This window comes from Bradyrhizobium rifense (assembly GCF_008123425.1).
GTDB lineage: Bacteria > Pseudomonadota > Alphaproteobacteria > Rhizobiales > Xanthobacteraceae > Bradyrhizobium > Bradyrhizobium rifense.
In genome coordinates this window covers 61046-87116 of the sequence record NZ_VSSS01000080.1, presented here as the reverse complement: position 1 = coordinate 87116, position 26071 = coordinate 61046, and the positions used below count along the sequence as shown (strand labels likewise).

Below are 26071 nucleotides of genomic sequence, written 5' to 3'. Positions count from 1 at the left end.
GCCGGTCTGATTGCTGTCGTCGTCGATCGCCTGCTTGCCGAGAATGATCAGACCGGGCTGCTCTTCTTCAGCGATCTTCTTCAGGATCTTGGCGACCGCGAGCGGCTCGACGATGCCGTCGGCCTTCACCAGGATGCCGCGATCGGCGCCCATGGCGAGACCGGTGCGGATCGTCTCCGACGCCTGCGCCGGTCCGATGGAGACCACCACGACTTCGGTGGCCTTGCCGGCTTCCTTCAGGCGCAGCGCTTCCTCGACCGCGATTTCGTCGAACGGGTTCATCGACATCTTGACGTTGGCGAGTTCAACGCCCGATCCATCGCTCTTGACGCGGACCTTGACGTTGTAATCGACCACCCGCTTTACCGGCACTAAGACCTTCATCGATCCTCTTTCACTCAATTTGGGGAGGAGTTATCACGAAAGGATTGAGCCAATTCGTATGGATCGCGACCAACGTGCAGGATTTATGCACGAGAGATGATTCGGACGCCGCAAAGCGCCTACACCCATATAAACATTCCATTGAGGGTGGCTGTGCGGAGGTGCGCAGACGGATCGTAGTCTGGCGTGGAAGAAGAAAGATTAGGGACGATCGCTTCTGACGCGCCGAACATCATGAACCGGGACATCAGCCCGGCGACAGGCTGGCTTCACCACTCCGCATGGTCGTCCGCCTCCAGGATGGCGAGCTCGGCTGGTGGAATAACGACCTCAACCGAGTTCCAGCCTCCCGCCGGTTGACGTGTGACCGGACCGCCGGCCTTCCGTTTCCGGCGCTCGAGCCAGGGGACGGCGGCGAACCAGACCAACGCTGCCACCTGCAGCAAAACGTTCACACCGAACGCGGTCTGATAGGCCGTTAAAGGATAATGCCCCGCCTCCAGAGGCCATTGCTCCAGAATCAGTCCCGTCCCGTACTGCACGACGAAAGCCCAGCCAAACTGCAGGACATTCAGACCGCCATTGGCGCGCGCAACCAGCTCGGCCGGGAAATAATCCGCTATGATGGCGTAGGTCAGAGCAGTGGCTGATCCGGCCATCGACAGCACGCACCACGGCAGGAGTGATGGCCAGGGCGGATGCAGGATCAGCACAAGCTCCGCCACAATCAACATCGCCGCGACCAAGCCAAACAGAGCCTCGCTCTTCTTAGCCCGGCGGCGCACCCAGTTGGCAAGGACGCCCAGGACCAGAGCGCCGAGACTCAGAGCGACCGCCATCACGAACAATTCGTTGACGAGCCTCGTTCGATCCAGCCGCTCCACATCGGAAAGCCAGGGCGCCGCCCATAAGGATTGCAGTGCCCAAGCGGACCCGATGCAGGTCGCCGATAAGGGCGCCATTCTCCAGAACCGCGCATCCGAGTAGACGGTTTTCAGAGTGGCGGGTGTCCTGGTGCCCTGTGGCCCAGTGGTTCGTTCGGGAACCACGAGATAGATCAAAATGGCAGCAAGCGCGCTTGCGGCGGCCAGCACGCCGAATAGACCCCGCCATCCGATCCAGTCCAGCAGCACCTCGGCAGGAGCCGTTGCCGTAACGGCCCCCAATGAGCCCAGCATAATCATGTAGCCATTGATCAGCGCCATTCGTTCTCTTGGAAACCACAGGACAATGATTTTCAGCCCGGACATCAGGGCTGCTGCACTCCCAAGTCCGACAATCGCGCGAGCAAAAAGAAGCGACAGGAATCCCGTCGATAGCCCAAAGAGCGCGGCACCCCCTGCAGCAACAGCCAAGAGCACGCTCTGGACCCGGCGCGGCCCAAAGCGATCAAGCAACATGCCGATCGGAATCTGGGCCGCCATAACGACCAGAAAATAGATTGACGTGAGCAGCCCGATATCGGCAGCGCCAAGCCCGAGATCAGAGGCGAGGCGGCCAGCAATGAGTGTATTGATGGTCCGGAACAGGTACGAAAGGTAGTACCCGGCCGCGAAGGGAAGAAACACGCACGCGATCAGCCGCCACACAGGAACTGGCTCAACTCGTGCCACCGGCAATATTTGCGGCCCAAGCTCCTTCCGCACGCTTGTGGCGGCCGGCCTAACAAAAGGAGTTGGGCAGGTTTCGAAAGTTTGGAGCGCTGCCGCCCTCCACGGCGGCAGCGTTCGGCTCGGAGTTTCCATCCGCCGCGACTGCTGACAGACCTTCCTGACTCGACTGTTGCTCTGCCGCGCGCTGTGACGCGCCGCCAAGAGCTTCACCGCCCGGTCGACTGCCTTTGCCCAGCCGATCAATCGTCTCCCGGATCAATGGCTGACCGAGCCGTACCCGCCGTTCGACCTGCTCCGCCAATACCTTGAAACGCTGCTGCCCAAGCAGGCACGCCTCCCGCTGCCCGGATGGCAGCATGGGCGGCGTCACGGTGAGGTGATAGCGCGCATGCAGGGCTACGGTCTCGGCGATGATCGCGATCTCGTGCTCGAGCCTGGCCATCTGGCCACTTATCCGGTCCAGAGCCTCATGAACGCGCCCCTCGATGGGCGGTGCAGGATTCAGGAATCGTTCAAGCGCCGTCTCGACGACCATGCTCTTGCCGACCCCCGGGCGTTCGGTCGCAACTTCAAGCCGCTGAAACATGCTCTCGGAGAGCTGAACGGTAACCTTTTTGGTTCGCGCTCCTTCGTTCGGGCTCGGCTGCGCATCGCTGTCGGCTTGATTCACAATCGAGTTGGGCTGGCCTCCAAGCTCTCCATCGACTTGCACTGCTTGTTCACTCCCAATTTGCGGCCGCGACCTGTCCGCGCACCGCGGCCCGCGCGGCGTCGATTTCGGAATCGAAACGGCTGTATCGCCCCCAGCGATGATGGACTTGACACAAGGGCCAATCCGAACGTCACTTCAACCGCACCGACATCTGCGTCGTAGTCTGGCGTAGCCAAAGAAAGACAAGGCGGTCTCAAGAAGAGCGGGATTTGTAAGCCTGTGTCATTCGCGGGCAGCTAACGGTCTGTTGCAGCGGGCCGGGCGCCTTGAGTGACGCGCCCATCGCTTGTTGCTTCGTGGCGTACTGCCGACCTGCAGTCTGCTTATCTGATTCAGCGCCGCACCCATCGCCAGGGGCTGCCAGGGCGCATTGGGGCGCCCGCACTGATTACTCGGGCTTCTCAGAGGCGTGCATGTCGATGCTCACCTCTTTCAGGACGGTGGATCCGCTTGCAAGCCGCCGTCCGAGCGCCTCAACAAAGCGATCGTAACGTTCCGCGCCCTTGGCGCGCGCGGCGGGCGTCGAATGTTCGGGGAGCGCCGGCGTTGAGGTCAGCCAGAAACGGATGAAGAGCGCGATGGTCTCAAGCGTGATGCCATCATTGCGCTCGAGACGCTCAAGCAGGCGCGCGACCCGGTCCAGCCGCTTGGCGATCGCGGCCTCGCGCCGATCGGAATCATCGGGAGAAAGAAAGGCGGCAATCGCGGCCTCGGCGACCAGGGACTTGGGCTGACCCCGGCGTTGTGCGAAGGCCTCGAGGGTTTTGAAGGTTTCCGGATCGAGATAGATACTGAGCTGAATCTTTTTCACGCTGCCCCGATCATAGGTCCATCCCATCGTCCGCGTCGAGGCTGACGGTCCGCGCAACGCCCTGCATCGAGCGGCTTAGAGCTTGTGCCTGGACGGCATCGGCATCACCCTCATCGAGGTCGGCGTCGAACTCGTGTTCGCCGAGCGGCGCCTTGACCTCGATCTCCTCATGTTTCGGCAATTCCGGCTCGCGACGCAAACCACCGTTCGCCTCATCACTCCTGCGCTTGCGTCTGGTCAGCAGCTCGACTGATGGCGGAATTGGAGCGCCGGCCGACCAGTCATCCGGTCCTGCGGACAAGGTACGCGGTTCGAAGCGGGGCGGCTTCAACACACGTCGCTGGAACTGCGGATCCTCATAGTAGCGGACTTTGGTGGCGCGGACCGGGTGCACCCCGGAAATCATCACCACTGCGTCTTTCGGCGAAAGTTGCATGACCTCGCCTGGCGTCAGCAGCGGCCGGGAGGTCTCCTGACGGCTCACCATGAGATGTCCAAGCCAGGGGCTTAAACGGTGCCCGGCATAGTTCTTCATGGCGCGCAACTCGGTCGCGGTTCCGAGCGCGTCGGATACGCGCTTGGCGGTACGCTCATCATTGGTCGAGAAGGCGATCCGGACGTGGCAATTGTCGAGGATGGCATGGTTCGGCCCATAGGCGCGTTCGAGCTGATTGAGGCTCTGGGTGATCAGAAAGCTGCGGATGCCGTAGCCTGCCATGAAGGCGAGCTGGCTCTCGAAGAAGTCGAGCCGGCCGAGTGCTGCAAACTCATCGAGCATCAGAAGGAGTTTTCGCCGGCGCCGGTCTGGATCCAGGCTTTCGGTCAACCGCCGCCCGATCTGGTTGAGGATGAGCCGCATCAAGGGTTTGGTGCGAACGATGTCGGATGGAGGCACCACGAGATAGAGCGAGACGGGCTCGGCACCGTCGACAAGATCGCGGATGCGCCAATCGCTTCGCGCGGTGATCTTGGCAACCACCGGATCGCGATAGAGCCCCAGGAAGCTCATCGCGGTTGAGAGCACACCGGAGCGCTCGTTCTCGCTCTTGTTGAGAAGCTCGCGCGCGGCCGAAGCGACAACGGGATGAACGCTGCCTCCAAGATGCGGGGTTGCGAGCATTGCGTTGAGCGTAGCGTCGATCGGGCGGGAGGGATCGGACAGGAAATTGGCGACGCCCGCGAGGGTCTTGTCGGCCTCGGCGTACAGGACATGCAGGATTGCGCCGACCAGGAGAGAGTGGCTGGTCTTTTCCCAGTGGTTACGGCGTTCGAGTGCCCCTTCCGGGTCGACAAGGATGTCGGCGATATTTTGGGCATCTCGCACCTCGCAATCACCACGACGGATCTCGAGAAGCGGGTTGTAGGCAGCGCTGGCCGGATTGGTCGGGTCGAATAAGAGCACTGGCCCAAATCGCGCGCGCCAGCCGGAAGTCAACTGGAAGTTCTCGCCCTTGATGTCATGAACAATCGTGGAGGCCGGCCAGGTCAGAAGAGTCGGGATGACAAGGCCCACGCCCTTGCCAGAGCGCGTCGGAGCAAAGCAGAGCACATGCTCCGGTCCGTCATGCCGTAGATAACGCCCCTCAAAACGTCCGAGCACGACGCCATTAGGCCCCAACAGCCCTGCGCGCCTGACCTCGCGCGAATCGGCCCAGCGCGCTGAGCCGTAGGTGGTGACGTCCCTCGCCTCATGGGCCCGGAGCACCGAGAGCATCATTGCCAGCGCGATTGCCGCAATTCCGCCGCTTGCGGCGATGGCGCCGCCCTCAAGGAAGATCACAGGCGCGTAAGCATCGAATTTGAACCACCAGGCGAAGAAGGCAGCCGGCTGATAGATCGGCCAACCCCCGAGGCTGAACCAGGCGGGTCCAAGCTGCGGCTGGAAGGCAAGCCGCCAAGCCGTCCATTCGGTCGCCGCCCACAGGAAGGCGAGCACGACCAGACAGACCAGGATGACCTGATGCCAAATGATCTTTGTCGCGGACATGGTGGAGATCTGGACGGCATCCACGAGCTGCGCGCAACCACAGCGCCGGGATGTCGCAGTCCCGCGCATAAACTGTGGCGATCGGCGAGTCGGGGTGAAACGTGTTCGGAGCTGACCTCTGGGCGAGCGACTGGGAGGACACAAGTCCAGACCAGAAGCTAAGAAACGTGATCGAGCGGCTAGAGTCTGCAAGAACGTCATTCTGTTGCACGATGCCCAGGCCTGGACCGCCGCTTTGATACGGCGCTTCCTGCGTCACCTGCATGGCAAGGGCTCTCGGGTTGTGCATTTGGCACCGGTGGCCTCGGCCGGGACGAACGCCGAGATGGCTCGTTGGTCGCGGCCCCGGGGTCGCGGTGGCGCGCACACCGCGCCACCGAATTAGCGCGTCAAAGTGAAAAGGCCGCTCCTGCCTGAGCTGGCGATCGCCATCTCTGCACGATCGTTTGTTGATCTTGGTGTCCTCGCTCGATGCGACGACGGCTCTCGCTCTGGCGGAGCAGAAGCAGCGGCTCCAGCCGACGTTCCTGGTGCGTGCTTTGTGCCGCAGCAGGAGTTCCAAAAATGGCCCGCATCTTGCTTCGACCGCATATGAAACGGGACTCGTGAAGGCGACCACCGCACCCAAAGCGCATGTCTTGCAGCACGGAGACGATAATGAATGATGCAATGGCCGATCTGTTGTTTTTGGCCGCGTCGCGCGAAGACGAGGTGGCTAACCCGATTCCGGACAAAAATCTGAATCGTCTTGCTGCCAAGGAGCGCGCGCTGAGGAAAGGCTGGATCGTGCTCAAGAGCAAGATGAGAGATCCGGCTTGTGGTGGGCAGGTTGAGGTCTTCCGCGTGACCGACGCCGGCAGAGCGCGCCTGGAGGAGCTTGGTGCTCGCACTGGTGCCATCGAGCGCTTCAAAGCGATGTTAAACTGAGCGATTGGCCGCCAGATCGCGGATCCCCGCAGAGATCGACGGATCAAATCGAAAGTCCGCGCTTCCGACCAAAGCTCCAGTCCACCCCTCCGGGACCAGCGATACCGTTTACCTGGCGACCTAGTTCGCGCTCTAGCGTGGGCACCCAGGGCACGAGCTGAAAGCCGAGGCCGTTGTCGATCATGGCAAAGCGGCCCGACGCAAGCGATAACCTCCGGCGATAGATTCCCGAAACGGATTCGCCTGCCTCCGCAGGCAAGTGCGGCAGCCCCGTCTCGGAGGCCAAACGCCGGCCTGCCCCATCGAGTTCGCGGCGGCGGAGTGTCTCGATCAAGTTGCGGCCGAGCGTCACCTTGTCTCCCGCCCGGCGTGCCAGCCCCTGTCCTGCCAGCACGTCGATGCGCCGATCAAGCGCATGCCGCACCTCGGCACCAAAACCGGCGCGCGAGAAATCGGCAGATTGGCGCGCCACAAGCTGCCGGTCGAGCCACGTCGCGCCTTCCGCTGCGACCTGCTGGTTAATGGCGAGTTCGGAGCGTACCGCGAGCGCGATCCGTGTTCGGCCACGCGCGTCCTCGAACCGCCGAAGCTCCACAATCCCACCGATTGGCCCATCGCCGGCCGCCTCGATCTCCGAAAGCTTCAGGTGATGCACGCGACCGTCGACACCGTCGACGATGGCAAACGCTGAGCCCTTCAGCTCGTCGTCGTGGCCGCGTGCGAGGAGACGGCCGACAATGGGCTCGCCGTGGCGTTCGGCTTCAAGTGCCCAGGATGATGGTGCGCGCGCGGCGCCGTCTTTCGCGAGGCTCTTGTGAAGCCGCTTGATGATATCGCCGCGCTCGCCCAGATTACGCAAACGCGGTTCCACGTCCCCGGGGAGTACCCAGCGTGCAGGCCCCGCAGGCTCCGCCAAGCCGAGCCGCTCGAGTGTCCGCAACCGCCCGATCCGAATCTCCCGTAACGGGTCGCCCCCGGCATCCCGGTCTGGCCTCAAATCAATCACTCCGTCCGCCGCGCCAGCTTCCCGAGCCAGCGCCCGGTCGAGCCTGGTCCAGCGTTCGGCCGTCACCTCCGCTTCAAGGACTTGGCGGATCTCGAGCTCCGATCGCGGGCCAAGCTCGCGCGTGACGAGATCGCCAGCGCGGGCGCGCAAGCCGGTTGCGATATAGTCGCGGCTGATCACGAGGTCTTCTCCATCATCGGCGCGTCCGCGTACGAGAAGATGGATGTGCGGATGCTCGGTGTTCCAATGATCGACCGCAACCCAATCAAGGCCAGTACCGAGGTCGCGAGAGGCCTGATCCATGAGCTCACGCGTGAAGCTGCGCAAATTGGCGAGCTCGCCCGCATCGTCGGGCGAGACGATGAACCGGAAGTGATGCCGGTCGCCCTCGCAGCGCTCGGCGAACGCGCGGCCATCGGCGTCATCGCCCGCTGCGTCAAAGAGCTTGCCCGGTGTCCCATCGCGGGTGACCCCGTCGCGCTGGAGATAACCGATATGCGCGCGCAGCGCGCCCGGCGAACGCATCCGGCGCACGACCCGCGCCTTGACCATGGCGGATCGCGCACGGTTGTTGAGGAGCCGCGTCGCGGTAACGCTCGCCGCGCGACCACGCCCAAACTTGCTGCCACGGCTGGGGCTACCCCGCGACAGACCGCCGGCCTTCTGAGCAGCCTTGAGCGCCTGCGCCAAGAACGGCTTTGTCCGAGGCGCGCGCGTCGAACGGATGCGGCCTGGGCGGATGCGGAAATCGTCGTGACCAGTCATCTTGCCCGCCGGAACGTGTCGAAAACCGAACGAGAGCAGGGAGTTGCCGCAAATCGCAAGTTGTGTCGGCCATTCGCAATGTTTTCCGGATCATTGAAATCGATGCAGTTTCGCCCACAACCGACCGGCCGCACCTTGCGGCTTTTATCCTGCCCTCCCCGGTCGCTCACTCCCGGCTCTCTGCCGACCACTCTCAAAGTTGCGACTAGCTTCGACATCATGCGACGAAATGCGATTGCGATCATGGGGACTGCACCTCGTCTGATCGCCGCACAAACAGGCCCGTCGCGCGAGGGACGAGTGCAGTTGCTCCCGCCCTAGGCGCTGCTTTCGACGAATTCATTGAGCGGATACCGGATGCCGAGTCGGTGTCAGCTGATAAGCTCTTGGACCGCTCAACAAGGAGTGGCGCTTGCTGCCACGCGGCGAAGGGTCTGGCAGCCGAACCTCCGCTGTTGCGCTGCTCAATACCGATCAATGGTGCCAGTGTAGCGATGTAGATCTGTGTTTCATCCGGAAGCGCTCGACCGGTGGCCAGGTGCTCCTCGTACCGTTTTGGTCCGGCATTGTAGGCTGCGAGAAGCCCTTCCGATCCGAAACGATCGAGCATCTCGCGAAGGTACGCTGCCCCAGCCATAATGTTATCGTGAGGATCAAACGGATCGATACCGAGATCGTAACGAACGCTAAGCTCGACCCAGGTCGCGGGCATGATTTGCATCAACCCGAGCGCTCCGCGAGGTGATATGGAGTGCGCATTACCACCGCTTTCGGCCTGCATGACAGCACGGATCCAACGCTCCGGGATCTCGAACCGATGTGAGGCTTTGGTCACGAACGCGGCATATGCACGGCCTGGAAGCAGGTTTGAAGAGCGCGCAGCTTGTGCGCGCGATCCAACCTCCGCTGTGCCGGCCGATGGCGCTCCGAACGTCAGTAGAATTGCCAAAAAGCAAGCAGCGGCTCGAGATAGCAATGTGCGTACAGCCGCCAAGGACAGAGCTCTTCCCGGCCGGCACTGAGCCGGCGCGAGACGGCGACGACGCCAGCCGATTGCCGACAATTCGGCCGGGATGGAGGAATGACGGTGCGATCGGTCGAATAGAGAAACCGCACCCCAGTGGAGCAATACCGGCATTTGTCAGTCCTCCCTGGTCCACACCGGTACCGCTTGCCCTAAGACGGAGGATGTCGGGAGCGGTCCGAAATATCTGCCGTCCAAGGACTCCGCCGACTGCCAGTTCATGAGAAACACTTGGTCCTCAGCGACGACCCGGCAGCCCTGCCAGGCCGGCAACGGCCTGCCACGGCGGTCGCGCTCACGTGCCTGGCCCATTTCGATGCCGTCGACGACGATTGTGAGTCCCGTTCTGCAGACGGTTTGTCCGGGCAACGCCAGCACGCGCTTGAGCATCGGAAGACCGCTCGGCAAATAGCCGTTGAAGTCGAGGAAGCTCGCAAGCGGCTCTGGTGGCCGAACGGCCACGAGCTCAGTGATGTGCAATCGTGCGGTCCCTTGCAAACGGTAGAGGCCGATCGGCACACTTTCGGAAGCGTTCCAGATGTACGACAGTGAGGTGTCGGTGACCGGCCAAAGCGCGAGCGTTGTGGCCCCACATATCGCAAGGATGATCCTTAGCCGTCCCATCAGAACACCATCCTGCGCCGGCGGAGCCACGCCTGGTGGCGCGCACGCGTATAAGGTCGTGGCGTTTCGTTGACGGAAAGACGGTTGTGGACGTGATGCCAGTATTCGGGGGCTGCATCGGCAGGATCGATGCCGAGTGACTCCACGGCGTCGATCAACTGGAGAACGCGCTCGACCCTTGGCCAGCCAGCTAGCCGCAGCAGGCTTTCGCCGCCGGGGCTAACCCAAGGCACGGTCGAATACCGCTGCCCCGGCGTGATCGCGCGCAGAATGTCGATGCGAGACAGGATGGTTCCGAAATCATTGGACGTCCAGCGCACGAACGCAAAGATGCTGCCGGGCACAAACGAGAGAATGCGCCGGTGCTGGTCAATGATCTTCTCCGATACAGGCTTGCCAAAGCGGATTCGGTTCTCGATCCGCTTCTCGAGCCACAAGAGTTCAACAGTTGTGAGGTCGCTCACCTGGCCACTCCATAGTTCTGAGAGGAATTTTGGACATGCCAACGGGTGCGCTGTCGCCTGCGCATCGACGTCAGAGCCTTGGTTTCGGCAGAACGGTTGTGATGATGCGCCGATGATCGGCTTGTCCAAGCGTTGCAGCGCTCCTGCTGCTGTCAAGGATCGGAGCCGAGTGCTCCAATTCGTTAGAAGGAATCCGAAGGATTCCAGGTTTGCCGGGGTACTGACCGGTGCCCCATCGCCGGTCGCATTGCGACGATGATGCCTCGCGACGGTTCGCGAACGGAACGCACGGTGCCTTCCGGCGGTCGGCAATGGAGGCGCATGATGGACTTCTATGCAGAGCTGGACGTGTCGCTGGAGGCGACGAACATTTGTGTGGTCGACGGCGACGGCAATGTCGCCTGAGAGGCGAAGCTGGACACCGATCCGGACGCGATCGAACTGTTGCTGGCGGAATGAGGAATTCATCTCAAGCGCGTCGGCCTGGAAGCGTTCGCGTTCGGCACCTGGCTGTTCACGGCACCTGCCGAAAAGGAGCTCCCGATGATCTGCATCGAGAACCGGCACGCCAAGGCGGCGATGAACGCGATGCTGAACAAGACCGCCCGCAACGACGCAAACGGCATTGCGCAGATGATGCGCACTGGCTGGTTCCGCGCAGTTCATGTCAAGTCGGAGAGCGCACAGACGTCGCGGCCGCTGCTGGTTGCGCGCAAGGCGATGCTCGGCAAGGTGCTGGACATGGAGAACATGATCCGCGGCCTGTTGCGCCCGTTCGGCTTCAAAGTCCGCGAGATCTCGGTCGGTCGTTTTGACGCGCGGGTGCGCGATCTCTTGGCCGGGAAGAAGGAATTGAAAGCGATCGTCGCGCCGCTGTTGGACGCCCGCAGCGCCATGCGGCAGCAGTTGGCAAAACTGCACCGCGTGGCGCTGACTTTTCGCGCCGACGTCGATGATCCGGCACGATTCAAGAAATCGACCAATGTCGGCGCCCGTTTCGGGCTGACGCCGCGGCGCTATCAATCCGGCCAGACCAACCGGATCGGCAGCATCTCCAAATGCGGCGACGAGCTGACGCGGGCAATGCTGTACGAGGCGGCGATCGCGATCCTCACGCGCATTCCGAAGAACTTTAAGCTGCGGCTGTGGGACGTGCGGCTGGCCAGGAAGAACGGTCTGATGCGCGCGGCGACCGCAGTGGCGCGCGCGCTCGCCGTGCAGCCGCACAAGATCTGGACCAGTGGCACCACCTTCCGGTTTGGCGCCGGCGGCAAGCGCGACCGGGTCGCTGCGGCGGCTTAAGGGCCTCCGCGATCGTGCCGCTTCCACGCGCGCATGCACGACGCTGGTTAGCCTGACCGCCCATTCTCCAGATTCCGGGATGTGGTGGCCGTCGGGCCAACCAGGGACGCTAGCGATTTCTCCTCGACGAGCGAGCTGCCGCAAAGGAAGGCGACGAGCGTGATGCGGTGCTGCCGATGCTGGTGATCGCGTGATTTTGCGCGCGATCGCGCACGCGCGCGCATCTTGGAGAACGGATTCGCATTGCAGGAAGGTCTTGCGCGTGACAGAGTAAGCGCATGAGGCATCCTCGTTGCACGCACGACCGACTTGTTCACAACGCCCTGATTCACAACAAGAAGTTAGTGTCAGTACGTTAGTAAAGTTACGGGAGCAGGAAGTCTTGGCACCGCAGAACCTTAGCTCTGATTCCGGTCCTCGATAGCACGAGCATCGCGTCCCCGATGGCACGAGCGTTCTGGTCCCTGATAGCACGAGCGAATTCACAGCTTATCCCCAGCAGGAAGGACGAGGCCGCGCTTGAGCAGTCGCTTGCTCAACGGGCCGATGGGGACTGGTGCGAAATTCAATCGCTCTGCGCCATTCGGATGATGCGTGATGATGAGCCGATAGCCTGGCAATGTCTGACGACGGACGATCTGACGCAGGTCGTAGGCAAAGTGTTTAAACGGCGACAGGCTCCCGGACTTCGCATGCAAGTGCACGAGATCGAAGCTCCAGCCGCCATTCTGACGGCCGCCGTGCTTGCGGACGAGGCGATAGAGCCAACGCTCCAATCCACCGGTCAGATCGAAATAGGCGCGGTCAATCGTCAGCACGAGCGCTTCATCGAGAACGCCCGTGTAGAACCAATCGGGCAGGATCAGCTCGATTCCACGGGCATGCCCGTGCAGATCGGCTGTCTCTTTCCATTCGTTGATCCAGGAGAAGCGATGCCGCCGCCGTTCGCTCGGCTGCCGGATCGATGTCATCACAGTGGTCGATTGCAGCCGGTCGAGCGCAGCCTTCAGGCGGTCGTAGTCGCGCACGCTGGTGCCGCGGCCGACGAAGGTCAGGATCTCGTAAGGGGTCGCTGCCATCAGCCGGGACGTTTTCAGGCCGGCATCACGGGCTTCGACAATTTGCGAGGCAGCCCAGATCAGAACGTCCGCGTCCCAGATCGTCGCCATGCCGTGTTCCGGCACGGCTTCGACACGAATGGTGATGGTGCCTGCGCGGAAATCGATGGGAACAATGCGCCTCGACTTTGCCAGCGAAAAGAACGGATACGCCATCAGGTCTTGCGCGTCCCGTGTCGCCAGATCGCCCGGGAGGGCGCGAAACAGATCGAGTTGGTCGCGCTCTGATCGCCGCATCCTGCTTGTAGTGGAGTTGCTGTCCGGCATGGGTCAGCGCCGCTCCTTGCCGGCATACGGAATGGGTGTGTGCCGCTTCGCGGGCAGGACCGTGCCTGTGCCGGGATCGCTGGTGGACGTTTTGGCGCCACGGTCAACCCACGCCTTCAGGTCCTCGATCGCATACACAACGCGACCCCCGAGCTTGCGGTAGGTCGGGCCTGTCCCATAGGTGCGGTGCTTTTCCAGGGTTCGGCCGGAAAGTCCGAGAAAGCGCGCCGCTTCGGGCGTGCGCAGGTATCGCGGCGGCAGGCCGGCGTTCGGATCGGGCATTTGCGAGGCTCCGTGGTCGTCTGGAGCGCGGCCGGCTCGGCCCGCGCGTCGACGGTCACGATGGCGCAGTCAGCGTGCTTAGAGGGATGCCGAAGATCGAGCGACGATTTTCGGCACCCCTGCTCTACTCCTTGCGAGATGAAGGACGTAGCAATGCGCGATAGCCGCCGCGCATCAGAGCCAAGCCAGCCTGCACGAGGCGGATGGTCCGGCTGCGCAATTCGTGGGTTTTCCAGGCGCGCTCAGGGATGCGTTTTCGGCCGAACAGCACCTCGGCGATGACGCGATAGGAAACACCCTCCATGTGTCCATCGAGCGCTCGCAGCACCAAGACGAGTCGTTCGCGCCGCTGCGCCGAAAGCTGATGAAGGGGAGGTCCCGGCGGGCGGCCGTTGATTGCGCGCCACAGCCGATGTGAGGCGTGGGCGCGGATCTCAAAGTCCGCATCGAGCGGCAGTTCGGCCGCATAAGAGACACCAAACTGCGGCGCCTCTTTTAGCCAAAGATGATGTTGTGCCCCTTGAAGGCGCAATACGGCATGCCAGCCGTCAGATGCCTGTCTGATGGCGCCCGATGAAAGGTCGGCAAGCAGTAGCCCCGCGCCGACCGCTTTTGAGCCGGACGCGCTGCGAACGACCGGCACCACCGTCGGCAACGCCTCAGGAGCCCAGAAGATAGTCTGTTGGTGAAAGGACCCCTGCGGGTCATGGGCGAAAGCAGATGCCCCATCTCCTTCGGAATTCGGAAGTCATCTGCGATCGATTTTCACGATAGGAAGCCCGATAGTTGGAGCTGCGCCGCAGTGACTCCCAGGCGAAATCCGCCATCTCGCCCGACTTGATAGCGTGCTGATACGCCTCTGGTGAGCGCCAGTCGAACTCGGACATTGCTGTGATCCCCTGCTGTAAGACGATTGCGGCGCAATGTCTATGAAGCTTGGGATTGTTGTGGAAGTCGCCAATTATGCATTGCGTGATGCCTGCAGGCGATCACGCGTCAGCGGGGAAATCTGTTCTCGGGTGCGAATTCTTCATGACAGATTTTGCTATTTAGGCGCGCCGCCGCGAAGCAAGTCGCGGTAGCCGTGGTCTGCCATCCATTTTGCGCGGGCCAGATGACTATCAAACGCATTGCGAGCGCGATCCGGTTCACGATCGGGATCGATGTGCAACACGATCCGGGTCACTTCTTTCCAGTCCGCGCCATCGGCTTCGGCATCAAGAAGTCGCCAATACGTCACGAGGTGCTGCTCATCATAGGTCGTCAGCACCGGCTCATGCGGCGCGACATCGGCGACATCAGGATCTAACGGTGGCTTCGTCATGTAGGCTTATGCGCGCACTTCGCTAATCTGCATTGTAAGCGAAACTTACCAAAATAGTTCGGTTATAGCCAGTGGTTTGATGGTCTGCCTAATGGCTGTTTGAGCGCATGAAAGCTCGCGCGCTCGTGGCCTGGAATGTGCGCCGGATCCGCGTGGATCGCGGTATTCCGCAAGAGCAACTGGCCTACGATGCCGGGATTGACCGATCATATATGAGCGGCCTTGAGCGGCAATCTGAGAATCCGACAATTGATCTTCTCGACCGACTCGCCGAGACGCTGGGTGTTCATTTATCTGAATTCTTTGTTCAGCCACCCAAGGGAGCGGCGACACCCAAGACGTTGCCTAAGGGTCGCAAGTCAGCGCGTCCACGTTCCAAGAAGCAATAGCATTGGGCGAGTTCGCCACGCGGACAAGCGCCACGTAAGTGCGTGTCTTAAACTTGAAAATCAACTGACCAAGCCGGTCTAGCTGCAGCTTTGGTCAGTCGACTTTCCTCCAAGAGGAAGCCCCGCCCGAGCAGTTCGGGCGGGGCTTGGCGCTAATGAGTCTCACTCTCCGTTCTTGCGCGGCCGCGACCAGAGCAAGGTGTAGCCTTCGCCGCCTTCCTCATCGAACAGGTTCGCGTAGATCGGCGCGTTGAACGAGGGGTCGTCGAGCTTGAGCGAGAGGTAGTCGCGTCCCTCTTCGGAGCGCTTCGACCACGCTGCCCCGATCTCCGCCCGGCCCACATAGATGCGGTGGCTGGGAGCGTTGTCGTTGGAGCGGTTGGTCTCGGCGACGATGCGGACGCCCTTGGCCTGCAAGCTCAGGGTGATGATCTCGCCCTGCAAATCGTTGCCGACTTTCTTGAAAGAACCGATGTTAGCCATGTCACTTCTCCTGTTGTGTTTCGAGCCCGCGACCACCGCGGCCTCGATGGCGATCTAAAGGCCGAAGACGATCGGCGACGCACCCGCTCGCGGGCCGAAGCGCAGCGGAGGACGTCGTTGTGGCGACTTTCTTGTCTCGCGAGGAATGGGCGAAGCCCAGGGGAAGAAAGTCGCATCAACGGCGTTGCGGCTCAGACGATCGAGGCGCAGCCGGTCTTCGGCCAGATCAAGCCATCAAAGAGGCCACGTGGTCCGCGTGCTGAACCGCAATCTTAAGGAGAAGTCTGGCGAATCTCGGTTCTGCTGAACAAGGGGTTGGTACGGTTCGGCGCAGAAAGAGAAACAATCTGCCGCAAAGGGCGGTATCGTCCTGAAAGGAAATGATCGAGCGTGGCGCGCCGCTCCACCGCAGCTATGTGGGCCAGACAGAGATCGGTAGGGCTTGCTTAAAGCGCTCCGAGGAGGAGCGCTGTTACTTCTCGCTCAAGCTCGACGACCCCTCGTTCAACGTGGCGCGCTGTGCGGTCTTGCTCGATGATTGCGACGAAGCCTCATCGTTCGTGCGTGGCGGCTGTAAGAACGGGTTGAGGGATATTCTCCACCAGCCCGCCCGACTCCAACGGGCGGGTCTCCACGAAAACGGTCAAGCGCGCCCATGCCGTGCAGCCGATGCAAACCGCACCTCCGCAAGCGAAGGCCTCGCGCCAAGCCAGCGAAGGCACCCCGATCTGCGAGAGGGCAAACACCACATGATAGCCAGCGATTGCCGCGGGGATCGCGAATGCGGTTGCGATCGCGACGCGCAAGGTCAAGGACCGACTAACGGCGACGATGACCTGACCAGCGGCAAGCGTCAGCGCGCCAGATGCAATTCCGATAAGCAGTGCGCCGAAGACGCCCGCGCCATCACGAAATGCCAACATTCCGACGCTGATTGCGACGAAAAACGGCAGGGCATACACAGCGAGCGCAAAGATCGCCCAACAGAACAAGCCAATGCCGAGTGTGTTGAGAACAAGCCCAAGCGCGAGCATGGTGGTGGCTCCATATGCATAGATATGCCAGTCGCGCCTTCCACCACCACCACGGCGCAGTTTTGGATGTAAAAACGAAACGAGGCGGAGTTGCGGCGTGCAACTCCCCTTGTCTTCGAGGCGAGCACGACGGCGTTCACGCGCCGCCGAAGCTCCAGACGGGGATGCCGAGCCGCTTCGCCTTGTCGGCGAGGTTGTCCTGGATTCCCGTGCCCGGGAAATGCATGACGCCGATCGGCAGAAGCTCGAGCAGGGCATCGTTGCGCTTGAACGGCGCCGCCTTGGCGTGTTTCGTCCAGTCGGGCTTGAAGGCGATCTGCGGCACCTTGCGGCTGGTCGCCCATTTCGAAGCGATCAGTTCAGCGCCCTTCGGGGAGCCGCCATGGAGGAGGACCATGTCGGGGTGCTTGGCATGAACCTTGTCGAGACGATCCCAGATTAGGTTGTGGTCATTGAAGTCGAGGCCACCGGTGAGTGCGATTTTCGATCCTGATGGCAACAAGACCTCGGTCTCGGCGCGACGCTTGGCGGCGATGAAGTCACGGGAGTCAATCATTGCCGCGGTGAGCGTTCGGTGATTGACCAATGATCCCGACCGCGGGCGCCAGGACGAGCCGGTATGGACATCAAATCGTTCAATCGCTTGCTCGCGGAAGAGCTCCAGGCAGTTGCGGCGCTCGATCAGCGTGATGCCTTCGGCCGTCAGGCGCTCGAGTTCGACCGATCGCACTTCGGAGCCGTTCTGCTCGCGCTGGCTCTTGTGCTGAGCCTGCTCGTTGTCGTCGAGGTGGCGTTCGATGCGTTCGAGGGCCCGATGGAACAAGTTGACGGTCGACCAGAGCAGATCGTCAAGGTCCGGTTCAAGCCGCGTGTCGTTCAGGGTCGCAACAAGGGCGTCAAAGATATCCACCACGGCGCCGGCGATCATCTTGCCCTCCGGGAGCGGCCGTGGATCGGGCTGGTCGTCGAAGGGACGGTAGCCGAAGAGTTGCAATTCGGTGAGGACGTGGTCGGTTGGGGAAGAGGCATGCGGCGGTTCGATGTCGTCATGGTCGGTCATGGGAAGAGGTCCTTTGCCGGATCGGCCGCGACCATCGCGGCCTTCGTGGCGATCCTCTGACGGCAGGAGGAACGGGCCAGAACCCGAAAGGGCCGCAGCGACAGCGGAGGATGGCGGAGGCCGGCTATTTTGCTTCGCGATGCAAAGCGCGCCGCCAAACGCATGATGTGTCTTCTCATCGCCGGCGCGCGGCGGAAAATAGCCGGACGCAGCCATTGCCGGCCCGGGCCGCTTGCCGTCCGATCGCCCTCTAGAAGGCCGAGGTCGCGTCCTCTTCCGGTATTGGCCTCGCCTATGACCGGCTTATCAACGTCGATCGAAGACCGGGAGCTATTCCGCGACCACCGTCGACGAATGCAGGAAGCGAACGACGTCCTCCGGCACAAGCTGAAGCCGCAAGGCTGCCCGTAGGGAATCGAGGCCGAAAACGTGCAGATCTTCGTTGAAGTCGCCCAGCCGCGGCGACAGCGCGATGGCTTCAATGCCGGCGTCTGCTGCGCGCTGGGTGAGAATAGCCTGTACGGCATCGCCGGCAGCATCAGCGTCGCGCGCAATATAGAGACGACGCAGACCAGACGGCAGCAGCATGGCCGAGAGGTGATTGGCCGAAAGCGCAGCTGCCATCGGCATGCTCGGCAGCACGTAACGCAACGACAGCATGGTTTCGATACCCTCGCCGGCAGCGAGCACGTCGTCCACCACGCCGAAGCGAACAGCGTTGCCGAGAAGGTCGCCCATGGCCCGTCGTGGCGTATCGATCGGAGCCTTGCCGAGCCGAACACGATCGAATCCGTCCGGATCGAGCCAGGTCCGGTGCACGCCAGTGACCTGTCCGTCGAGGTCCGTGACGCGGGCAATCATCGCCGGCCACGTTTCAGTCGGCAAATGGTCGTCGGGCCGATAGTAGCAGCGTGGGTGGAAGCGCAGGCTGCCACCATGGTGGATACGGGTTATACCGCGGCGATGCAAATATGCTTCGGCTATGGTCCCATCGATCGGACTGGATATCGCAAAGAGCCGACTAGCGGCTTGCTGCGATCCGGGCGCTACGACTGAGGGAATAGGTCTCGGTGCGGGTTGCTGCTCAGAACGTGGAAGTTTGAGAAAGCGCCTCGCCTCTTCGGCAACGTCACGAAAGTCTCGCAAGGCCAGACTTTCGCGGATGATGTCGAGGAGATCGCCATGGCCTCCTGTTGCGGCATCGGTCCACTTGCCCGCCGGCCCCCTCGGCGAGTCCTGGAGCCGCACAAATAACGAGCGACCCGGGGTGTTGTGGACGTCGCCGACCAGCCAGTACCGCCCCGCCCGCTTGCCATTGGAGAGATAATGTCGGCACACCGCCTCCGTCTCGCGCGCGAGGCGGCGTGCCAATTCGGAAGCATCGCGGGACATCACGCGGCCTCTCGCTCACCGATGCGCGCAACCGGATAGGTGTCGAGCACCTTCGACAGGATCTCGACGCCGCTTGCGTCCGTGGGCACAAACATGCGCAGCTTCCAGGAAATGATCTCTCCAAAGAGGCCGTAAGCCCGCAAGCGATCGCGCATCGTGTCGACGAAGCCCGACAGCTCGATTCGGTACGCGCCCATTACCCGGGCGCGGCGAAGCTGGAGCCCCTCCGCAAGCTCGAGGACGGTCCGTCCCTCCATGAGCGCGGCGAAGGCAGCGTCCGGCGTCAACGTCGGCGCGTCCGCCGCAAGGGCGTTCGCCACCCAGGTAGTCGAGACCTTGCGGCCGATGACCCGCTCGCCCGTGTCGGTCTGCAGCCGATAGACGCGGGTCGATTCGTTCGGCAGACGTTTCCAGATCGGCAGCAGCAAGCCGGCCACGATGTGGATCGTGCTTTCCGTGAATTCGGGCACGTCGGCAAGCTCCGCCAGCCAAGCCGCGGCGAAGCGTTCGCGGTCGGCCTCGACCCAATGGCTTTCCACCATCATGTTGAGGGGGATGCTGTGCTGCTCCATCGGCCGGATCAGGCGGACGCGCCGCTCGATCTCGCCGTCATCAAGCATGAAGCTCGGAGCTGGGATCTGTACGGCGGCACGGCCCGAGCGCTCATTGATCAGTCGGACGGCGGCACGATCGGAAAGACGACCAAGAGCATCATCCAAGCTGACTGGATGATTACGCTGGCGCTGGGTGATCGTGAGAAGCCGGGATTCGGCGCCAGTGCCGGGATGAACGTAAATCGTGCGCCGGTCGGTGACGACAAAGCTCTCGGCGCGGAGCGTTTCCAGCCCGACGTCATAGGTGCCCGAGGCAACCGCGCCTTCGATCCGAGCCGTCAGGAGCTGCTCGAAGACGGTGAACAGGATGTTCTGAAGCTCGATCGTGAGCGCCAGCAACCGGTTCAGGAACGTCGTGATCGGCGGCAGGTCATCCCTGAGACCATTGGCATCCGTCAGCTTCAGGCCGGTCGCATCCTCAAACCGCTCCAGCGAGCAGCCCTCGACCTTGCCGCGGGCGAGCAGCGTGTAGAGCTGGCGCAAAGCGTCGCGGCCGTACTGGCTTTCCAAATTGTCCTCGGGCCGGAACAGACCCTGCCCTCCGGTCTGGCGCTGGCCGCGCGTGATGGCCCCCAATGTGTCGAGCCGGCGGGCAATGGTGCTCAAAAAACGCTTTTCGGCCTTCACATCGGTTGCGATCGGGCGAAACAGCGGCGGTTGCGCCTGGTTGGTCCGGTTGGTGCGGCCGAGCCCCTGGATCGCGGCGTCCGCCTTCCAGCCGGGCTCGAGCAGGTAATGGACACGGAGGCGACGATTCCGCGCCGACAGTTCGGCATGGTAGCTCCTGCCCGTGCCGCCGGCGTCGGAGAACACGAGGATCCGCTTGATGTCGTCCATGAAGGCCGACGTCTCGGCGAGGTTGGCCGAACCGGCCCGGTTTTCGACGACCATCCGGTCGCCCTTGCGAACGATGCGGCGCGAGCGCCCGGTCACCTCGGCGACCATGTCGGTGCCGAAGCGCTGGACGACCTGGTCCAGCGCCCCAGGCACCGGCGGCAGCGAGGCGAGCTTCTCGATGAGGCGGTCGCGGCGAGCGACTGCCTCCCGGCTCTCGACCGGTTGGCCGTCGCGATAGACAGGCCGGGAGCAGAGATTGCCCTCCGAATCCGTGAACGGCTCGTAGAGCTGGACCGGAAAGGAATGGGCGAGATAATCGAGGACATACTCGCGTGGGGTAATGTCGACCTGGACGTCACCCCACTCCTCGGTCGGGATCTCGGCGAGCCGACGCTCCATCAACGCTTCGCCCGTCGAGACAATCTGGATGACGGCGGCATGGCCGGAGTCGAGATCACGCTCGATCGAGCGGATCAACGACGGCGTTTTCGTTGAGGTCAGGAGGTGGCCAAAAAAGCGCTGCTTGGCGCTCTCGAAGGCTGATCGCGCGGCCGATTTGGCCTGGCCGTTCAGCGTACCGGTCTCGCCCGTGATATTCGCGGCGCGCATCGCGGCATCGAGATTGTTATGGATGACGCTGAACGCGCGGGCGTAGGCGTCGTAGATGCGAACCTGCTCTGGCGTGAGCTGGTGCTCGATGAGCTCGTACGCGACGCCCCCGTAAGATAGAGACCTCGCCGCGTAGAGACCGAGCGCCTTGAGGTCGCGCGCGAGCACCTCCATCGCCGCGACGCCGCCCTCCTCGATCGCCTCGACGAACTCGGCGCGGGTAGCGAACGGGAAGTCGGCGCCGCCCCACAATCCCAACCGCTGGGCGTAGGCGAGATTGTGGACCGTCGTGGCACCGGTCGCCGAGACGTAGACGACGCGGGCATTCGGCAAGGCGTGCTGGAGCCTGAGCCCCGCACGCCCCTGCTGGGACGCCGCCTGATCACCGCGCTCGCCCTTCTGGCCTGCCGCGTTCTGCATGGCGTGGCTCTCGTCGAAGACCATCACTCCGTCGAAGTCGGAGCCCAACCATTGGACGATCTGCCGCACGCGCGAAAGCTTCTCGCCACGCTCGTCGGTGCGCAGCGTAGCGTAGGTGGTGAATAGGACGCCTTCCGCGAGCCGGATCGGTGTGCCCTGCCGGAACCGGGAGAGCGGCGTCACGAGCAGGCGCTCCATGCCGAGCGCGGACCAATCGCGCTGCGCGTCTTCGATCAGCTTGTCGGACTTGCTGATCCAGACCGCGCGGCGGCAGCCCTTGAGCCAATTGTCGACAAGGATGCCTGCGACCTGCCGACCCTTGCCCGCGCCGGTGCCGTCGCCCAAGAACCAGCCGCGGCGAAAGCGCACGGCATTTTCTGCATCATCGCGTGCGGCCGTCACAACATCAAAGGTCGCATCCACTGTCCAGGAGCCCGCAAGAAACTCGGAATGCGCCTCGCCGGCATAGACGACGCTCTCGAGTTGGGCGTCGGACAGGATGCCATCCGCCACGACATTGGCCGACAGATGTGGCTGATATGACGGCTTCGGCGGCGCGACCGACGCCATCGCGGCGGACTGCACGAGTTTGGTCGGATGCGCATGCGCGCCCGGAATACGGATCGCCTGCAGCACGTATTCCTCATAAAGCGCATCGGTGAGCCGGATACCTTCCGGCGGCGACCATTCGACTGTCTCGTAAGAAAGTTCTACGCCTTCTGGCGCTGCGCCGCTCGAAGTAGACGATGCGCGTGGCGCAGAAGCGCCGACGGATCGTGATATCGCAGGGCGCCTGATGACGTCGACCACGACCGGTGCGACAACAGGCAGCCTCGGAGGCACATGTTGGGTCACCCAGTCAAGCAAGGTGGCGACATCGCCGGCCATGCCAAGTGAAGCGGGAAGGACGTTCGGGTCTGCGGCAGGCTGCTTGTCGATCACGAGCAGCCTGGTGTCGGTGTGCGTTCCGTGTTTCGCATAGACCGCGCCATCGATGGCGGCAGAAAACACCACCCGCCCGCGTTGCTGGAGGCGAACGAAGGCATCTCGCCATGCCGGGTTATCCGGCGCAAGGCTCGCGCCGGTTATGGCAACCAGACGCCCACCGTCGCAAAGACGCGCCAAGGCTGAGGCGATATGCCGGAAAGCCGCGTCCGGCATCCGTCGATCGACGTTCGCCAATGCCGAGAACGGCGGGTTCATCAAGACGACGCTCGGTACGACATCGGCATCGAGGTGATCATCGATCTGGGCCGCGTCGAACCGCGTGACTTTGACTTTGGCAAACAATTGATCGAGCAACGCCGCGCGGCTCTCGGCCAGCTCGTTCAACACAAAGGCGCCGCCGGCGAGCTCGGCAAAGATGGCGAGCAAGCCGGTCCCAGCGGAGGGCTCCAAGACCCGGTCGGATGGCGCGATGCCGGCCGCGGTGCATGCGGCAAGCCCAAGCGGGATCGGCGTCGAGAATTGTTGAAGGGCCTGGCTGTCCTGGGACCGCCGCGTGTGGGTCGGCAGACAGCGCGTGATTTTCGCGAGCATCGGCAGCATCGCGGCCGTCGAGCCGGCCTTGACACGGATAGCCGGGCCAAACTTGCGAAGGAACAGAACGGTTGCCGCCTCGCAAACATCACAGGCTGTCTTCCAGTTCCAGACGCCGGTAGCGTCGGAAGCGCCGAAAGCAGCTTCCATGGCGCCGCGCAGGACAGCGGCATCGATGCGACGGCCGCGCTCGAGATCAATCGCGAGCTGTCGCGCGGCCCTGACGGTAGCGGAGGTGAGAGTTGCAGCGGCGCGCATCGAGAGCGGCACGGCGGCAGCGCCGCCGGCGAGAGATTCGGTCATGACAGGGTTCTTTCGGAGAGCAGGAAACGGGTCGAACCATCCGGCGCTCTCCTTAAGACCCGACGGCTCAAACCCTTCCCGGCCCGGCTCTCCCTCTCATTCCTCGCCCATAAGAATGGGGACCGGTGCGGCACACCAGTCCCCAAGCAATTGCCGGACGGCCGGAGCCGTCCCTTCTACGATGTCACTCAGCTGCGTCGAGCTGTTGCGGATCATCTTCGCCGGCGTTCTCCCGATCCTCATCGTCGGCGAGGAATTCGGGCAGCGGGCCTGCTTCACTCTCCTGCTCCCCTGACGCCGCATTGGGATCGACGAGACGCAGCGGCTCCGGCAACCAGCCCGAACCATCGAGCAGACGCTCAGCCTCCTTGGCCATGTCCGCCTCCTTCAGGTGGTCGATCAACTGCGCAGACGACTCGCCCTTGGCTTCCCGCACTGCCTCCAGAATGCGAGGCTTGGTGACCCGGCCGAGATAGTTGTCGACGGAGGGCTTCCAGCCCGCTCGAACCATGTCGAGGCCGACGGCACGTGCCAGGACTTCGGCCTGGTCCAGTCGGGTGCGAACGCCGTGGGCGGAGACGCGGCCCTGATTATAGCGGTTGGCCGGCTCATGGACGGCGTTGACCGCGAATGATGCACAGTGAGCGAACAGGGACGCCTGCGCGGCGCCATCAAGGGCCGTGAGCGCGTCCCAAAGATCGCTCTCACTGTTCGGCAACCGTGCCTTCCAGGATTCATGCCGCGCCTCGACGGCCTTCGCGGACGCGCTTTCCCTCAAGCCAGGCGCTTGAGCCGGAAAGGTCGGCGTGCGAAGCCCGATCTCAAGGCAGCTTCCGGACGATGCAAAGCGGTAAAAGGCCGTCAGCACGAAGTTATGCAGCACCGCCTGGAACGCGATCGGAGGATCTTGTGCCAGCGCATCCCGCAACGCCAGCGTGCGATGCGCCGTCAGCTCGGTGATGAGGCGATCCGGCAGAGGTTTTGTTCCGTCCTCATCATCTTCTTCGGAATCAGTAGCGCCGCCAGCCACCGCGATGACCGAGCGCTGGACGGAAGTACCAGCCGCCTTCCCCTCGATCGACTGGGTGTCATCGGCATGTCCGACCTCAGGATCGTCTGCCGACAAATCGTCCTCCGGCCGGACGTAACCCCGATCCACCGAGAGGCGCCCCTCGGAATCGATGCTGACGAAGACGCCAGCGCGGGCGATCTCGGCCGGATCGTAAATCATCGGCCGGTTTTCGAACGCGATCAGTGCCGCCTCGATTTCGCCGAGACGCTGATCGACCTCATCGGGCAGCTCGTCGGCATCCTGATAGTCGGATTCAAGCTTGGCCTGCTCGGCGCTGAGGGCGTCGATGGTGGCCTGCTCCTCTGGGGAGAGATCAATAGATTTGCCCTCGATTTCGCGAAGGCCCCCGGTGTGGCCGTAGGGGAATTCGACGGCGAGCGAAATCCACTTCCAGCCCTGCGCAGCGATCGTCTCGGCCTCGGCCTTGAGCTTTTCTGTCACGAGACGATCAAGCAAAGCAACGTCCTGCAGCCAGCCGCCATCATCGTGCTCGAACAGATCCCGCAAAACGCCGCCACCAGCCTGCTCGTAAGCATCCAGCCCAATGAACTGAACGCGGCGATCGGACGCGCGCACGGTATTTTCCGTGAGCATTCGCCGGATCTGATAGGGCTCGTCATAGCCCGACCGGCTGACGTTCTCCCAGACCTGCTCCTGGCGCGCGTGGTCGGCTGTCACAGAGAAGGCCATGAGTTGCTCGAGAGCCATGCCGTCTTCGGCGTAGACGTCGTGCAGCTTTGGCGAAACGGACGCCAGCCGGAGTCGTTGCTTCACGACAGCCGGTGTCACGAAGTGCCGGGCAGCGATATCCTCGTCGGATAATCCGGCGCCACTCAAGGTCTGGAATGCCCGGAACTGATCGAGCGGATGGAGCGCTTAGGTTATGCGTCAACTGTCCTGTTAGCTGTATGGCGTTGATTCTTTTACCTTTCTGGTTACGCCTTGGATTTTGGGTGTATCTTTGGCGCTGAAGCGTTGCCGTTTGGCGTCAATCACGATGGCTTTCTCGACGGAAGCGATAGTCGCCCTTTGATAAGCGTAGTGCTTTGGCGATAGCCTTGTTGATGTCGTCGAGATTGCAGGACTCCGGGTGGAACTTGCCGCCAGCCCATCGATGCATGGCTTTGTGTTCTTCATGGTCGGGGGCGAGCCAGGCCTCGAGGAAGTTGGCATAGCCGGAAGGCCCACCAGCGTCTTCGGGAGGTCCTGAGCGTGCGGCGGCGATACAGCGAGGATATTTGGCGCTCTCCTCGCGTGCGACGCGCTCCAAGCGCAGCAGATGACGCCAATTATCGCCAAAGTCGTATTCGTAGAGGATCGTGAGAGGGTTTTCCTCGGCATCGTAGGGAAAGTGAAGGTCGATCATCCTGACCTCGGTTGCCTCGAAGGTCCGGCTGTCGGACAGACCGTCCTCATCGAACTCCGGGGCTCCATAGATAAGACCGCCAATATTGAAGTGATGCAAATGGCTGTCGGTCCAGCCAAAGGCGGCCTGCAGCACCTCGTGGAGTTGGGCGAGGTTGAGAGTGATTGGCAATTCGAGAGTGCGGCTGATCTTGGGCTCGATGCCAAGGATATGAACCTCGGCGCGCACAATGAAGCTATCTGGATCGAAGGGGTCAAGCATGCCGCAGATCATGCCGCGCATGATTGTCGCAGGCAATGGATGGGGCGACAATTGTCCTTCGACGAGCGCAGCGACACGAACC

At 62.5% G+C, this 26071-nt stretch carries 24 protein-coding genes and 1 pseudogene; 4 read left to right on the top strand and 21 right to left on the bottom strand.

The features are described 5' to 3' along the window. The 5 genes from FXB40_RS42315 to FXB40_RS42295 form a co-directional block, all read right to left on the bottom strand. A partial coding sequence (locus tag FXB40_RS42315; RefSeq protein WP_148778177.1) for an electron transfer flavoprotein subunit beta/FixA family protein occupies positions 1–384 on the bottom strand: 384 nt, incomplete at its 3' end. A gap of 269 nt (positions 385–653) precedes the next feature. Next, on the bottom strand, positions 654–1973 hold the full coding sequence (locus tag FXB40_RS42310; RefSeq protein WP_148778176.1) for an MFS transporter: 1320 nt from the start codon (positions 1971–1973) through the stop codon (positions 654–656). Positions 1974–2046: 73 nt separating this feature from the next. After that, entirely contained in the window at positions 2047–2709 is a 663-nt protein-coding gene (locus tag FXB40_RS42305; RefSeq protein ID WP_148778175.1) for a ribbon-helix-helix domain-containing protein, read from the bottom strand. A 388-nt stretch (positions 2710–3097) separates the two neighbouring features. Beyond that, positions 3098–3520: a CopG family transcriptional regulator gene (locus FXB40_RS42300; protein WP_148778174.1), complete on the bottom strand. Its 423-nt coding sequence runs from the start codon at positions 3518–3520 to the stop codon at positions 3098–3100. A gap of 10 nt (positions 3521–3530) precedes the next feature. Beyond that, positions 3531–5507: a conjugal transfer protein TraG gene (locus FXB40_RS42295; RefSeq protein ID WP_148778173.1), complete on the bottom strand. Its 1977-nt coding sequence runs from the start codon at positions 5505–5507 to the stop codon at positions 3531–3533. Between the two features lie 657 nt (positions 5508–6164). Between FXB40_RS42295 and FXB40_RS42290 the strand changes: the two genes are divergently transcribed. Continuing rightward, the gene (locus FXB40_RS42290) at positions 6165–6434 is read left to right on the top strand and encodes a hypothetical protein (protein WP_148778172.1); all 270 of its coding nucleotides are present in this window, start codon (positions 6165–6167) and stop codon (positions 6432–6434) included. A 43-nt stretch (positions 6435–6477) separates the two neighbouring features. Here FXB40_RS42290 and FXB40_RS42285 read toward each other — a convergent pair whose 3' ends face one another. The 4 genes from FXB40_RS42285 to FXB40_RS42270 form a co-directional block, all read right to left on the bottom strand. Beyond that, positions 6478–8205, bottom strand: a complete 1728-nt coding sequence (locus FXB40_RS42285; RefSeq protein WP_148778171.1) for a relaxase/mobilization nuclease domain-containing protein — start codon at positions 8203–8205, stop codon at positions 6478–6480. Positions 8206–8446: 241 nt separating this feature from the next. Continuing rightward, positions 8447–9040, bottom strand: a complete 594-nt coding sequence (locus FXB40_RS42280) for a lytic transglycosylase domain-containing protein (RefSeq protein WP_246208298.1) — start codon at positions 9038–9040, stop codon at positions 8447–8449. A gap of 306 nt (positions 9041–9346) precedes the next feature. Then, positions 9347–9853, bottom strand: coding sequence for a S26 family signal peptidase (locus FXB40_RS42275; RefSeq protein ID WP_148778169.1), 507 nt, complete (start codon positions 9851–9853; stop codon positions 9347–9349). After that, positions 9853–10317, bottom strand: coding sequence for a DUF2840 domain-containing protein (locus FXB40_RS42270; RefSeq protein ID WP_148778184.1), 465 nt, complete (start codon positions 10315–10317; stop codon positions 9853–9855). The genes FXB40_RS42275 and FXB40_RS42270 overlap by 1 nt, the downstream gene beginning before the upstream one ends. 543 nt (positions 10318–10860) lie before the next feature. Here FXB40_RS42270 and FXB40_RS42265 point away from each other — a divergent pair. Continuing rightward, complete coding sequence (locus FXB40_RS42265; protein ID WP_246208296.1) at positions 10861–11619, top strand: transposase; 759 nt, start codon at positions 10861–10863, stop codon at positions 11617–11619. A gap of 482 nt (positions 11620–12101) precedes the next feature. Here the strand turns inward: FXB40_RS42265 and FXB40_RS42260 are convergent, their stop codons facing one another. The 5 genes from FXB40_RS42260 to FXB40_RS42240 all read right to left on the bottom strand — a co-directional run bounded on the left by FXB40_RS42260 (position 12102) and on the right by FXB40_RS42240 (position 14610). Next, positions 12102–13004 carry a replication initiator protein A gene (locus FXB40_RS42260; RefSeq protein ID WP_148778168.1) on the bottom strand — a complete coding sequence of 301 codons (903 nt, stop codon included), beginning with the start codon at positions 13002–13004 and terminating at the stop codon, positions 12102–12104. Between the two features lie 3 nt (positions 13005–13007). Beyond that, positions 13008–13286 (bottom strand): helix-turn-helix transcriptional regulator, encoded by a 279-nt coding sequence (locus tag FXB40_RS42255; RefSeq protein WP_007605953.1) that lies wholly within the window; start codon positions 13284–13286, stop codon positions 13008–13010. 124 nt (positions 13287–13410) lie between these two features. Continuing rightward, positions 13411–13932: a DUF2285 domain-containing protein gene (locus FXB40_RS42250; RefSeq protein WP_246208295.1), complete on the bottom strand. Its 522-nt coding sequence runs from the start codon at positions 13930–13932 to the stop codon at positions 13411–13413. A 58-nt stretch (positions 13933–13990) separates the two neighbouring features. Continuing rightward, positions 13991–14173, bottom strand: coding sequence for a transcriptional regulator domain-containing protein (locus FXB40_RS42245; protein WP_007605951.1), 183 nt, complete (start codon positions 14171–14173; stop codon positions 13991–13993). A 158-nt stretch (positions 14174–14331) separates the two neighbouring features. Further along, positions 14332–14610, bottom strand: coding sequence for a DNA -binding domain-containing protein (locus tag FXB40_RS42240; RefSeq protein WP_148778166.1), 279 nt, complete (start codon positions 14608–14610; stop codon positions 14332–14334). Positions 14611–14717: 107 nt separating this feature from the next. Between FXB40_RS42240 and FXB40_RS42235 the strand changes: the two genes are divergently transcribed. Beyond that, positions 14718–14999 carry a helix-turn-helix domain-containing protein gene (locus tag FXB40_RS42235; RefSeq protein ID WP_148778165.1) on the top strand — a complete coding sequence of 94 codons (282 nt, stop codon included), beginning with the start codon at positions 14718–14720 and terminating at the stop codon, positions 14997–14999. Between the two features lie 162 nt (positions 15000–15161). Here FXB40_RS42235 and FXB40_RS42230 read toward each other — a convergent pair whose 3' ends face one another. Next, positions 15162–15482 (bottom strand): DUF736 domain-containing protein, encoded by a 321-nt coding sequence (locus FXB40_RS42230; RefSeq protein WP_148778164.1) that lies wholly within the window; start codon positions 15480–15482, stop codon positions 15162–15164. A gap of 395 nt (positions 15483–15877) precedes the next feature. Here FXB40_RS42230 and FXB40_RS49635 point away from each other — a divergent pair. After that, a pseudogene (locus tag FXB40_RS49635) lies at positions 15878–16021 on the top strand (DUF736 family protein); the annotation flags it as partial. Between the two features lie 12 nt (positions 16022–16033). Here the strand turns inward: FXB40_RS49635 and FXB40_RS49630 are convergent. The 6 genes from FXB40_RS49630 to FXB40_RS42195 form a co-directional block, all read right to left on the bottom strand. Beyond that, positions 16034–16516, bottom strand: a complete 483-nt coding sequence (locus FXB40_RS49630) for a hypothetical protein (protein WP_246208294.1) — start codon at positions 16514–16516, stop codon at positions 16034–16036. 136 nt (positions 16517–16652) lie between these two features. After that, the gene (locus FXB40_RS42215; protein WP_148778162.1) at positions 16653–17576 is read right to left on the bottom strand and encodes a DUF2493 domain-containing protein; all 924 of its coding nucleotides are present in this window, start codon (positions 17574–17576) and stop codon (positions 16653–16655) included. Between the two features lie 330 nt (positions 17577–17906). Then, positions 17907–18968, bottom strand: coding sequence for a DUF7146 domain-containing protein (locus FXB40_RS42210; RefSeq protein ID WP_148778161.1), 1062 nt, complete (start codon positions 18966–18968; stop codon positions 17907–17909). Next, positions 18968–23290, bottom strand: a complete 4323-nt coding sequence (locus FXB40_RS42205; protein ID WP_148778160.1) for a strawberry notch-like NTP hydrolase domain-containing protein — start codon at positions 23288–23290, stop codon at positions 18968–18970. The genes FXB40_RS42210 and FXB40_RS42205 overlap by 1 nt, the downstream gene beginning before the upstream one ends. Before the next feature lie 184 nt (positions 23291–23474). After that, positions 23475–25199 carry a ParB/RepB/Spo0J family partition protein gene (locus FXB40_RS42200; protein ID WP_148778159.1) on the bottom strand — a complete coding sequence of 575 codons (1725 nt, stop codon included), beginning with the start codon at positions 25197–25199 and terminating at the stop codon, positions 23475–23477. Positions 25200–25350: 151 nt separating this feature from the next. Further along, positions 25351–26001, bottom strand: coding sequence for an IS1096 element passenger TnpR family protein (locus FXB40_RS42195; protein WP_187437511.1), 651 nt, complete (start codon positions 25999–26001; stop codon positions 25351–25353). Positions 26002–26071: the final 70 nt, after the last annotated feature.

Bases quoted from the DNA above. Each gene is read 5' to 3' on its own strand.
- FXB40_RS42265 (WP_246208296.1), top strand. From the start codon at position 10,861: ATGATCTGCATCGAGAACCGGCACGCCAAGGCGGCGATGAACGCGATG.
- FXB40_RS42240 (WP_148778166.1), bottom strand. From the start codon at position 14,610: ATGACGAAGCCACCGTTAGATCCTGATGTCGCCGATGTCGCGCCGCAT.
- FXB40_RS42260 (WP_148778168.1), bottom strand. From the start codon at position 13,004: ATGCCGGACAGCAACTCCACTACAAGCAGGATGCGGCGATCAGAGCGC.
- FXB40_RS42210 (WP_148778161.1), bottom strand. From the start codon at position 18,968: ATGTCCCGCGATGCTTCCGAATTGGCACGCCGCCTCGCGCGCGAGACG.
- FXB40_RS42285 (WP_148778171.1), bottom strand. From the start codon at position 8,205: ATGACTGGTCACGACGATTTCCGCATCCGCCCAGGCCGCATCCGTTCG.
- FXB40_RS42245 (WP_007605951.1), bottom strand. From the start codon at position 14,173: ATGTCCGAGTTCGACTGGCGCTCACCAGAGGCGTATCAGCACGCTATC.
- FXB40_RS42235 (WP_148778165.1), top strand. From the start codon at position 14,718: ATGAAAGCTCGCGCGCTCGTGGCCTGGAATGTGCGCCGGATCCGCGTG.
- FXB40_RS42230 (WP_148778164.1), bottom strand. From the start codon at position 15,482: ATGGCTAACATCGGTTCTTTCAAGAAAGTCGGCAACGATTTGCAGGGC.
- FXB40_RS42205 (WP_148778160.1), bottom strand. From the start codon at position 23,290: ATGACCGAATCTCTCGCCGGCGGCGCTGCCGCCGTGCCGCTCTCGATG.
- FXB40_RS49630 (WP_246208294.1), bottom strand. From the start codon at position 16,516: ATGCTCGCGCTTGGGCTTGTTCTCAACACACTCGGCATTGGCTTGTTC.
- FXB40_RS42255 (WP_007605953.1), bottom strand. From the start codon at position 13,286: ATGCCCGATCCGAACGCCGGCCTGCCGCCGCGATACCTGCGCACGCCC.
- FXB40_RS42275 (WP_148778169.1), bottom strand. From the start codon at position 9,853: ATGGGACGGCTAAGGATCATCCTTGCGATATGTGGGGCCACAACGCTC.
- FXB40_RS42290 (WP_148778172.1), top strand. From the start codon at position 6,165: ATGAATGATGCAATGGCCGATCTGTTGTTTTTGGCCGCGTCGCGCGAA.
- FXB40_RS42195 (WP_187437511.1), bottom strand. From the start codon at position 26,001: ATGATCTGCGGCATGCTTGACCCCTTCGATCCAGATAGCTTCATTGTG.
- FXB40_RS42215 (WP_148778162.1), bottom strand. From the start codon at position 17,576: ATGACCGACCATGACGACATCGAACCGCCGCATGCCTCTTCCCCAACC.
- FXB40_RS42295 (WP_148778173.1), bottom strand. From the start codon at position 5,507: ATGTCCGCGACAAAGATCATTTGGCATCAGGTCATCCTGGTCTGTCTG.